This window comes from Microvirga soli (assembly GCF_016734765.1).
GTDB classification, from domain to species: domain Bacteria; phylum Pseudomonadota; class Alphaproteobacteria; order Rhizobiales; family Beijerinckiaceae; genus Microvirga; species Microvirga soli.
The window spans coordinates 41,862-51,734 of sequence record NZ_JAERQE010000018.1 but is presented as its reverse complement, the minus strand read 5'-3'; the positions used below and the strand labels follow the sequence as shown (position 1 = coordinate 51,734).

Below are 9,873 nucleotides of genomic sequence, written 5' to 3'. Positions count from 1 at the left end.
GCTGTTGATCCAACCTTAAGCGGAGTGCCTTTGACAAATCCTGCGATTCTTTACGACCGCACCAGGCTCCCGGCCTCCGGAATGATCCAGCTGCCCAACGGCGCCGCGCGGCCGCGGATGGTGACGATCTGGCGGTTGCGGTCGGAGAGGTCGAGACCAGCCCGGGTGGCGAGGTCCTCGGAGATCACCAGCTCCACGTCGAGCTCCTTGGCGAGCCCCTCCAGGCGGCTTGCCGCGTTGATGGTGTCGCCCACCGCTGTGAGGCTGGTGGCCTGGCCATAGCCCATCTGGCCCACGATGGCCGGGCCCGCATGAAGGCTCATGGCGATGCGCAAGGGATGCTCGAACTCGCTGGCGTAATCCTCGTTGAGGCGGGCGAGCCCCGCCTTGATCCTGAGCGCCGCATCGAGCGCCTGACGGGCTGCTTCCTGAGGCGTCGTGTGCAGGCCGAAGAGAGCCAGAACCCCGTCGCCGATGAACTTGTCGATATAGCCGCCTGCATCCTCCACCGCCTCGCCCACCGCCTCGAAATAGCGGTTGAGGATGAACACCGTGTCGAAGGGCAGGCGCTTCTCGGTGAGGCTCGTGAAGCCGCGCAGGTCGCAGAACAGCACCGCGACCTCCCTCTCCTGCCCCTGGGCTCGGCCGCCGCGCACCAGGGCGGTCACGCCGTTGCGCCCGGTGGACAGGATCGGCACGACGGCGATCTCGCCGACCGGCCTGAACTGGCAGGCGAGCCTCACATTGGGGCCCGCCTTGATGCGCGCCAGTGTCCCGCGCTCCTGGGCCGTTGGCGCCGGCTGGTCCTGCAGGCCGTCGATCACCCTCACCCGGCATGTGGAGCAGCGGCCGCGCCCGCCGCAGACCGAAATGTGCGGGATCCCGGCCGTGCGGCTGGCCTCCAGCACGCTGAACCCGGCCGGCACGGTCACGACCTGATCGCTGGGGTAGCGAATGCGGACCCGGCGCGACCACAGATTGGCGCTGCGCAATATGCGGCCGGCAATCGTCAGGGCCAGAAGGCCGCCGAAGAAGGCATACAAGCTCGGGCCGACCAGGGGCAGGAGATCGGACGCGGGTGGTGCCCGCAGGGCAAACCGCGCCGGCGCCTCGGCGATCTCCCGGCCCGCTTCCGCAAAGCCGAGCAAGGCCAGAATGGGAACCAGAATGGCTCCCGTGTAGAGCAGCAGCGCGTAGGCCGGAAACCAGGGTTTCGGCCGCAGCCAGAAATAGATGCCGAGACAGCCGTGCAGCCACGCGATGATGAGCGCGATTGCCTGACGCGCGCCGATCTCCGGGCTCAGCAGCCAAATGCTCCTGACCACTTCGGGATAGCCGGAATCATGGCCGGTCAGGGCCCATTCGATGCGGGTTCCCGTCACATGCCCGATCAGGAGAAAAGGCAGGCTTAGGCCCAAGGTCAGCTGTGCCGCCTCGCGGACAGGCATACGCAGGGTGCGGCGGCGGTAGAGGGCCTGCAGGGCGAGCAGGAAGTGCAGGAGCAGGGAGCCGTAGAGGAGAATTGTGCCGACCGGATTGCGCCACAAGCGGTTGAACCAGGCGCGGCCCGCTTCCATCGCGTCGATGGAGACGAGGCCCAGGGCGTGATTGCCGAAATGGGTGAGGAGAAAGGTTGCAAGCACGAGGCCCGAGACGAGGCGGATCTCCCGCCAGGGAGGGCGGGAGCCGACTAATGCCGCCTCGGCAGCAGGTCTTGTCTCGGTTTGCTTCATGGGCGGGCGACCGGTTTCGATCCTGCTCTCAGGGGTTTGGCTCAAGCTATGGAGGTGCAGCCGCACGGGCCAATGTCAAATCACCTTCCCTGGACCCGGGCCGCGAACCGTATATTCCTAAGCGCCACACCGGCGGAACCCGAATCATGGCGCACACCATCACCAGCCTGTCCGAACTCGAAGCGCTCTATGGCGAGGTCAACAAGGCCTCGCTCCTCAAGGAGGCGGACCGCATCGTGCCGGAATACCGTGCCCTGATCGAGGCCTCGCCCTTCGCGGCGCTCGCCACACGCGGGCCGGAGGGGCTCGATTGCTCCCCCCGCGGCGACGGTCCGGGCTTCGTGCGCATCCGGGACGACAGGACACTGCTCCTGCCCGACCGGCGCGGCAACAACCGGATCGATTCGCTGCGCAACATCGTGCAGGACCCGAGCGTCGCCCTGCTCTTCCTGATTCCCGGGGTCGGCGAGACCTTAAGGGTCAACGGGCGCGCGGTGGTTTCCACCGAGCCGGACCTGCTCGAGAGCTTTTCCGTCGACGGCAAGGTGCCAAAGTCTGTGATCGTGATCACAGTCGATTCGGTGTTCTTCCAATGCGCCCGCGCAATCCTGCGCTCGGAGCTGTGGAACCCGGCGCGTCACGTGCCGCGCGAGAGCCTGCCGAGCGCCGGGCAGATGCTGGCGGCGCTTACCAACAACGAGGCGGGCGGCGAGGCCTACGACAAGGCTCTGCCCGAGCGGCAGCGCACCACGCTTTATTGATGGTCTCCTTGTTGAGCGCATCGTTGGGAGCGCAGAACCGGGACCACTTTTGCGCACGATGCGCTTGACCTTCGGCCCCCTGCCCCCGAAAAGGCATGTCTTGTTTTCACCAGTGAGGCTCAAGGACAATCCATGACGATCCAGCGCATCAAGCCCGGCCCGCGCATGAGCGGCGCCGTCGTTCACGGCAACACCGTCTATCTCGCAGGCCAGGTCGCTCAGGAGAGCGCAGGCAAGAGCGTCACCGAGCAGACGAAGGAAATCCTCTCGATCATCGACAGCCTGCTGGCGGAAGCCGGCAGCGACAAGTCGAAGATCCTGATGGCCAATATCTGGATCACCGACATGGGCACGTTCCAGGAGATGAACGCCGTGTGGGATGCCTGGGTGTCCCCCGGCAACACCCCTGCCCGCGCAACCGTCGAGGCAAAGCTCGCGACACCCGCCTTCAAGGTCGAAATCGCCGTCATTGCGGCGAAGTAAATTCTGCAAAAAAGAAGCGGGCCAGTTGGCCCGCTTCGTTCATCTTAAGCTGCGTTGCGCTTATGGGCAGGGATGGCGCATGCCATCGTAGCCGAGATAGGTGCCCGAACGCGGATCGTAGGACTTGTAGCGCTGGGCGCAGTAAGCCGCGTTCCCGGCATAGACCGGAGCGGCCTGAGCCTGCGACTGGGCGATCGCGCCGCCGATGATGGCGCCGGTGGCGAGACCGATGGCGCCAGCAGCCGCAGCCGAGCCGTAATCACGGCGATAGTAACGACGGTCACCATAATAGCGACGATCCCCGTAGTATCGGCGATCGACATAATGGCGCCGCTGCACATAACGTGGGCTGCCGCCGTAATAGCGGCGATACTGCACATAGTCGCTGTTCACATTGCCGTTCTGGATGCCGGCGACGAGTTCATTGACCGGCGCGGTCTGCGTCTCGGCTGCGGAAGCCGGAGCAGCAAGACCGAAGGCGCCAAGAGCGGCCGTGGCAGCCACAGCCATGAAGAATTTACGCATAGGATCTCCTCCGAGGTTGGGAGGCGAACGCAAAAAGACGCAAGATCGTTCCCTATTTTGGGAATTCCGGACTATCTCTCGCGGGAACGTGAGGAGCGCAACTCGTCGGACGCAGCCTCGGATCTGACCGGCGAAACCCGCCTTCCCTCAAGCCTCCCCTGCCCGGTCGGACAGAGATCCAGCACCGCGCAGCGCTCGCAGGCCGGGTTCTTGAAGAAGCAGCAGCGCTGGCCATGCAGCATCATGACTTCATGATTGTCGTAGACCTGTTGCGCGTCCCAATCCTCCGGCAGAAGGGCGGCGAGCACCGCATGGGATGGTCCAACGGCTGTCGATTGCGGGATGAGAGCCGTGCGCTGGGCGACCCGGTGATGGTGGCTGTCCACCGGTAGCGCCGCTTTGCGCAAAACCGAGAAGGACAGCACCGCGGCACTCGTCTTCGGGCCGATGCCCGGAATGCTCTCGAGCCAGGCCCGCGCCTCCTCGACCGGCATATCCTTCAAGAAGTCGAGCGACAGGCTGCCATGGCGTTCTTCGATGGCGTGCAGCACCGCCTGCAGGCGCGGTGCCTTCTGCTCGGGCCAGGTCACGCCTTCAATCGTCGCCTCGACCTCCTCTGTCGGCGCATGCATCATCGCGTGCCAATCGGGATAGCGCGCGCGCAGTGCCTTGAAGGCGCGGCCGGAATCCGCGTTGCGGGTGCGGTGCGACAGGAGCGAGGAGATCAGCTCGCTCACCGGATCGAGGGTATGGAAATACGGAATTGGACAGCCATAGACCGCGCAGAGACGCTCATGAATGACGAGCGCCTTCGCTTTCAGATCCTGCAGGTCCGGATTCATCCCGAGGCAAGTCGCGAATCGGCAGGGTGGTTCCATACGCCGCTCGCACTGTCATTCCGGGGCGGCCATAGGACGAGCCCGGAATGACAGCGTTGAACTACAAAATAAACCGGCTCAGATCCGTATTCTTCGCCAGTTCCTCCACCTCGCCACGCACATAAGCTGAGTCGATTTTCACCGTTTCGCCGGAGCGGTCGGGCGCCGTGTAGGACACGTCGTCGAGCACGCGCTCCAGGACTGTCTGCAGGCGGCGCGCGCCGATGTTCTCGACGGTGTTGTTCACCTCGACGGCGACTTCAGCCAGCGCGTCGATGGCATCGTCGGTGAAGACGAGATCGACACCTTCCGTCTTCATCAGCGCGACGGATTGCTTGATGAGGCTTGCTTCCGTTTCCGTGAGGATGCGGCGAAAATCCTCGACGGTGAGCGGCGAGAGTTCCACGCGAATCGGCAGGCGGCCCTGCAGCTCGGGCAAGAGATCCGACGGCTTCGACACGTGGAACGCGCCCGACGCGATGAACAGGATGTGGTCCGTCTTCACCGATCCGTATTTCGTCGACACCGTCGTGCCCTCGATCAGCGGCAGGAGATCGCGCTGCACGCCCTCGCGTGAAACATCCGCGCCGGTGCGGCCCTCGCGGCCGGCGATCTTGTCGATCTCGTCGAGGAACACGATGCCGTTGTTCTCCACCTGGCGCAGGGCCTCCTGCACGATGGCGTCCTGATCGAGCATCTTGTCGGCCTCTTCGGTGACGAGCGGGTCATAGGCCTCGCGCACGGTGGTGCGGCGCGTCTTCGGCTTTCCGCCGAAAGCCTTGCCGAACATGTCGGAGAGATTGATCGCGCCCATCGATGCGCCCGGCATCCCGGGGATCTCGAACATAGGCATCCCCTGCCCGCCCACAGATTGCAGCTCGATCTCGATCTCCTTGTCGTCGAGTTCGTTGGCGCGCAGCTTGCGGCGGAAGGAATCGCGGGTCACGGCACTCGCGGTGTTGCCCACCAGCGCATCGAGCACGCGCTCTTCTGCCGCCACATGGGCTTTGGCCTGCACCTGTCGGCGGCGCTCCTCCTTCACGAGGCCGATGCCGATCTCCATGAGATCGCGCACGATCTGCTCCACGTCACGGCCGACATAGCCCACTTCCGTGAACTTCGTCGCCTCGACCTTGAGGAACGGCGCGCCCGCGAGCTTGGCGAGACGGCGCGAGATCTCGGTTTTGCCGCAGCCGGTTGGGCCGATCATCAGAATGTTCTTGGGCGCCACTTCTTCGCGTAAGGCACCTTCGAGCTGCTGACGCCGCCAGCGGTTGCGCAGCGCAATGGCGACCGCGCGCTTGGCGTCGTTCTGGCCGACGATGTAGCGGTCGAGTTCGGAAACGATTTCGCGGGGAGAAAAGGTGGTCATCAGCTGTCCAGGGTCTCAATGACGATATTCGAATTCGTGTAGACGCAGATCTCGGCCGCAATGCCGAGCGAGCGGCGCACGATGGTCTCCGGATCCGTCTCGTATTCGGCCAGAGCGCGGGCGGCTGCGAGCGCGTAATTGCCGCCGGACCCGATGGCCATGATGCCGTTTTCCGGCTCCAGCACGTCGCCGGCGCCGGAGAGCAGCAGGCCCACCTCCTTGTCAGCCACCAGCATCATGGCCTCAAGGCGGCGCAGATACCGGTCCGTGCGCCAATCCTTGGTGAGCTCGACGCAGGCGCGGGTGAGCTGGCCGGGATATTGCTCGAGCTTGGCCTCGAGGCGCTCGAACAGGGTGAAGGCATCAGCCGTCGAGCCGGCAAAGCCGCCGATCACTCCACCCTTGGCGAGGCGCCGGACTTTTTTCGCATTGCCCTTTACCACGGTCTGGCCGAGGCTCACCTGCCCGTCGCCGCCGATGACGGTGCGGCCGCCCTTTCGGACCATGAGGATGGTGGTGGCATGCATGCGAGGGGTGGCGTCATCGGACAAGGCAAGGGCTCCGGCGGGAAAGAACTGGGCGGCCATGGGCCGTTATCCGGCTGACTTAATCATTGATCGCCCAAAAGCAACGCGGGTGGCATTTCTCCGCACTCCTTGCTAGAACGCCCCGTCTCTTGTTCCGCAAAGGATTGTGATGATGCGCTCCGCGAGCGTCAGCCGTCGTACCGCCGAGACCGATATCGTCCTGTCGATCGCCCTCGATGGCACCGGCAAGGCCGAGATCTCCACCGGCGTCGGCTTCCTGGACCATATGCTCGAACTGTTCGCCCGACATGGTCACTTCGACCTCTCCGTGAAGGTGACCGGCGACCTGCATGTGGACCAGCATCATACCACCGAGGACACCGGGATTGCGCTGGGCCAAGCCATCCTGAAGGCGCTTGGCGATAAAAAGGGCATCACGCGCTATGCCGACATCCATCTGCCGATGGACGAGACCTTGACGCGCATCGCCCTCGACATCTCGGGCCGTCCCTTCCTGGTGTTCCGGACCACCTTCCCGACGGAGAAGATCGGCGTCTTCGACACCGAGCTGGTGCGCGAGTTCTTCCAGGCCTTCGCCATCCAGTCGGGGCTGACGCTCCACGTGGAAACGCTCTACGGCGAGAACAGCCACCATATCGCCGAGAGCTGCTTCAAGGGCTTGGCACGGGCCTTGCGTCAGGCCGTGGCACTGGACCCAAGGGAAGAGGGCCGCGTTCCCTCCACCAAGGGTACGCTCTAGATCTATTCAAGAGGCACCTTGCCTGGCGAGATCATTGTCGTCACCTCATTGGGCAAGGCCTGAGGAAACGTCGCCATGACCACCTATACCCTGCACCTCCCGCGCGATGCGCGGCCGGGTGATCCGAGCGCTTTGGACGAATCAGAACTCGTGAAGGACGGCTTCTCCTGGGGAGCCTTCTTCTTCACCTTCCTGTGGTTCTTCGTCCATCGCCTGTGGCTCGCCGGCCTTGGCATTCTGCTGATCGTCCTCGCCTTCGGCGGCCTCATGGCCGTGCTGGACGTGCATCCGCTGGCCGGCTCCATCGCCCAGCTCCTGCTGCAGAGCCTGATCGGCCTTGAGGCCAACAGCCTGCGCCGCTGGACGCTCGCGCGCCGCGGCCGCCCGGCGGTCGATGCGGTGACGGCCGCCGACCAGGATGAAGCGGAGGCCAAGGCCTTCGCCCGCTGGCTCGACGCGAGGTCGGCACCCCTGCCCCGCAGTTCGTCGCCGTCGCCGATCCTGTCCACCCCGAGACGATCCGCCGAGCCGGTGATCGGCCTCTTTCCCGATGCGGAGCGTCCGCGGTGAGCGTCGTCATCATCGATTACGGGTCCGGCAACCTGCACTCCGCCGCCAAGGCCTTCGAGCGGGCGGCGCGCGAGGCGGAGCTTGATCTTCCCATCACGGTCTCGTCCAATCCGAATGTGGTCGCCAAAGCCGACCGGATCGTGCTGCCAGGCGTCGGCGCCTTCGCCGATTGCCGTCGCGGCCTCGATTCCGTGCCCGGCATGGTGGAGGCGCTGCAGCGGCGCGTCCATGAGGACAAGCGTCCGTTCTTCGGCATCTGCGTCGGCATGCAGCTCATGGCCACGCGCGGCCTCGAACATACGACCAGCTATGGCCTCGACTGGATCAAGGGCGACGTGAAGGCGATCACACCGAGCGATCCGTCTCTCAAGATCCCGCATATGGGCTGGAACACGCTTGAGCTGGCCAAGCCGCATCCGCTGCTCGACGGCATTCCCACAGGGCCGGACGGGCTGCACGCCTATTTCGTGCATTCCTATGCCCTGACCCCGGCGGATCCGGCCGACGTGGTCGCCACCACCGATTACGGCGGGCCGGTGACGGCTATCGTCGGGCGCGACAACCTCGTCGGCGCCCAGTTTCATCCCGAGAAGAGCCAGGCCCTCGGCCTCAAGCTCATCGCCAATTTCCTAAGGTGGCGCCCGTGATCCTCTATCCTGCCATCGACCTCAAAGAGGGCCTGTGCGTCCGCCTGATCCAGGGCGACATGGATCAGGCGACCGTGTTCAACGACGATCCCGCCGACCAGGCCGCCACCTTCGAGGCTCAGGGTTTTGAGTGGCTGCACGTAGTCGATCTCGACGGAGCGTTCGCCGGCAAGCCGATGAATGCGGCAGCGGTCGAAAACATCCTCAAGCGCGTCAAAATTCCCGTGCAGCTCGGCGGCGGCATTCGTGACATGAAGACCGTCGAGGGCTGGCTGGCGAAGGGTGTGTCCCGCGTGATCATCGGCACGGCAGCCGTGCGCGACCCGGATTTCGTGCGCGAGGCCGCCCGCCTCCATCCGGGCAAGATCGCGGTGGGCATCGACGCCAAGGACGGTCTTGTGGCCGTGGAGGGCTGGGCCCAGACCTCGACCCTATCGGCGGAAGAGCTCGGGCGCCGCTTCGAGGATGCGGGCGTCGCGGCCATCATCTACACGGACATCGCCCGCGACGGCATCCTCAAGGGCCTCAACTTCCCGATGACTCTAGGCCTCGCCCGCGCCGTCTCCATCCCGGTCATCGCGTCCGGCGGCCTCGCCTCCATGGCCGATATCGAGCGCCTCACGGCACCAGACTGCGCCGTCCTCAATGGCGCCATCTCCGGCCGTGCGCTGTATGACGGACGCATCGATCCAGTCGAGGCGCTGACGCTGCTGAAAACGATTCGACGGACTCACGTAGAAGGTTCTGTCAAGTCTTCCTCTTGACAGTTCGCATTTTGTTCACATATAGTGATTCGCAAATGGACTGGGGGATGTTCTCGGTCGGCGTCTAGCCTCGGCTTTGTCCGGGGCTTTTCGCTTTTTAGGGGAAGATTTTCAGGCCCCATCCCAAGGTCTTACCAGTTGGGCTTCGTCGAAACTTTTCAGCAATGATTTCTCGTGTTCGGTTAGGTTGCCCAGGCCTTAAAACACCCAGACCAATCGGCCTAGCAAACAGATCTGCCAACTGTAGGCCAGATGAGTTCGCCTTCTTGTCTGCAAAGCAGATATTAAGCTCCCCCATACTGATGCGGTTATAATTTCCACGATCTTTGATACGCCTGAACTCAAGTTCCAGCATATTGTCTTCTTTTGCTCCTCGCTTCTCGAACATGCAGTGAGCAATCTTGCCGCTCTGTCCGTTTTCGAGCAGGAAAGCGTGCGTACGTTCCATGCAAAACTGCAGCCCGATGTGATAAGGATTATCAGGAGAAGCATACCGGCGTGTAAGACTTCTCTTATCGATTACGCTGGCAATAAGGGTAACGTTTGCCCCTTGGATGATCACTGATAATTCATCCATGAATTTCTGTCTGTTCTCTTGGTTCTGCAGAAATTTAAAAGGTGCCTGTTGCTTCCTGATTTCCCGTTCATGGAGAATGACCATGTCATGTCCGAACCACCGAAATTTGAATTCTTGAATGGCTGGCACGATCTCCCTAACGTAATCCGATTTCTTAAATATGCAGAATGCTAGGACGAAGAGCGGAAAATCTTCATTGATCGAAGTGAGATCATGATCACCACTCTCATCAACGTAGATGACATAATCGGAAAACAATGGCATTCGATTCCCATT

The 9,873-nt window shown here is 63.2% G+C and carries 12 protein-coding genes; 6 read left to right on the top strand and 6 right to left on the bottom strand.

Annotated features, from left to right (window positions below; translation table 11 throughout):
- Positions 1–50 precede the first annotated feature (50 nt).
- Complete coding sequence (locus tag JKL45_RS16195) at positions 51–1,733, bottom strand: adenylate/guanylate cyclase domain-containing protein (RefSeq protein WP_201862620.1); 1,683 nt, start codon at positions 1,731–1,733, stop codon at positions 51–53.
- A 146-nt stretch (positions 1,734–1,879) separates the two neighbouring features.
- On the opposite strand from JKL45_RS16195, the gene JKL45_RS16190 reads away from it, so the two are divergent.
- On the top strand, positions 1,880–2,494 hold the full coding sequence (locus JKL45_RS16190; protein WP_201862619.1) for a pyridoxamine 5'-phosphate oxidase family protein: 615 nt from the start codon (positions 1,880–1,882) through the stop codon (positions 2,492–2,494).
- A 132-nt stretch (positions 2,495–2,626) separates the two neighbouring features.
- Positions 2,627–2,977 (top strand): RidA family protein, encoded by a 351-nt coding sequence (locus tag JKL45_RS16185; protein WP_196263928.1) that lies wholly within the window; start codon positions 2,627–2,629, stop codon positions 2,975–2,977.
- Between the two features lie 60 nt (positions 2,978–3,037).
- Here JKL45_RS16185 and JKL45_RS16180 read toward each other — a convergent pair whose 3' ends face one another.
- The 4 genes from JKL45_RS16180 to hslV all read right to left on the bottom strand — a co-directional run bounded on the left by JKL45_RS16180 (position 3,038) and on the right by hslV (position 6,339).
- Positions 3,038–3,502, bottom strand: coding sequence for a BA14K family protein (locus JKL45_RS16180; RefSeq protein ID WP_246498577.1), 465 nt, complete (start codon positions 3,500–3,502; stop codon positions 3,038–3,040).
- 71 nt (positions 3,503–3,573) lie between these two features.
- Entirely contained in the window at positions 3,574–4,344 is a 771-nt protein-coding gene (locus JKL45_RS16175; protein ID WP_201862618.1) for an endonuclease III domain-containing protein, read from the bottom strand.
- Between the two features lie 97 nt (positions 4,345–4,441).
- The gene (gene hslU, locus JKL45_RS16170) at positions 4,442–5,752 is read right to left on the bottom strand and encodes an ATP-dependent protease ATPase subunit HslU (RefSeq protein ID WP_201862617.1); all 1,311 of its coding nucleotides are present in this window, start codon (positions 5,750–5,752) and stop codon (positions 4,442–4,444) included.
- Positions 5,752–6,339: an ATP-dependent protease subunit HslV gene (gene hslV, locus JKL45_RS16165; RefSeq protein WP_281401769.1), complete on the bottom strand. Its 588-nt coding sequence runs from the start codon at positions 6,337–6,339 to the stop codon at positions 5,752–5,754. Before hslV ends, hslU begins: the two co-directional genes overlap by 1 nt.
- A 112-nt stretch (positions 6,340–6,451) precedes the next feature.
- On the opposite strand from hslV, the gene hisB reads away from it, so the two are divergent.
- The 4 genes from hisB (at position 6,452) to hisA (ending at position 9,020) form a co-directional block, all read left to right on the top strand.
- Positions 6,452–7,039 carry an imidazoleglycerol-phosphate dehydratase HisB gene (gene hisB / locus JKL45_RS16160; protein WP_201862657.1) on the top strand — a complete coding sequence of 196 codons (588 nt, stop codon included), beginning with the start codon at positions 6,452–6,454 and terminating at the stop codon, positions 7,037–7,039.
- A gap of 75 nt (positions 7,040–7,114) precedes the next feature.
- On the top strand, positions 7,115–7,609 hold the full coding sequence (locus tag JKL45_RS16155) for a DUF2628 domain-containing protein (RefSeq protein WP_201862615.1): 495 nt from the start codon (positions 7,115–7,117) through the stop codon (positions 7,607–7,609).
- Positions 7,606–8,256: an imidazole glycerol phosphate synthase subunit HisH gene (gene hisH / locus JKL45_RS16150; RefSeq protein ID WP_201862613.1), complete on the top strand. Its 651-nt coding sequence runs from the start codon at positions 7,606–7,608 to the stop codon at positions 8,254–8,256. The genes JKL45_RS16155 and hisH overlap by 4 nt, the downstream gene beginning before the upstream one ends.
- Positions 8,244–9,020 (top strand): 1-(5-phosphoribosyl)-5-[(5-phosphoribosylamino)methylideneamino]imidazole-4-carboxamide isomerase, encoded by a 777-nt coding sequence (gene hisA, locus JKL45_RS16145; protein WP_201862612.1) that lies wholly within the window; start codon positions 8,244–8,246, stop codon positions 9,018–9,020. Before hisH ends, hisA begins: the two co-directional genes overlap by 13 nt.
- 97 nt (positions 9,021–9,117) lie before the next feature.
- On the opposite strand, the gene JKL45_RS16140 is transcribed toward hisA, so the two are convergent.
- Positions 9,118–9,861 (bottom strand): DUF3800 domain-containing protein, encoded by a 744-nt coding sequence (locus JKL45_RS16140; RefSeq protein WP_201862611.1) that lies wholly within the window; start codon positions 9,859–9,861, stop codon positions 9,118–9,120.
- Positions 9,862–9,873 lie beyond the last annotated feature (12 nt).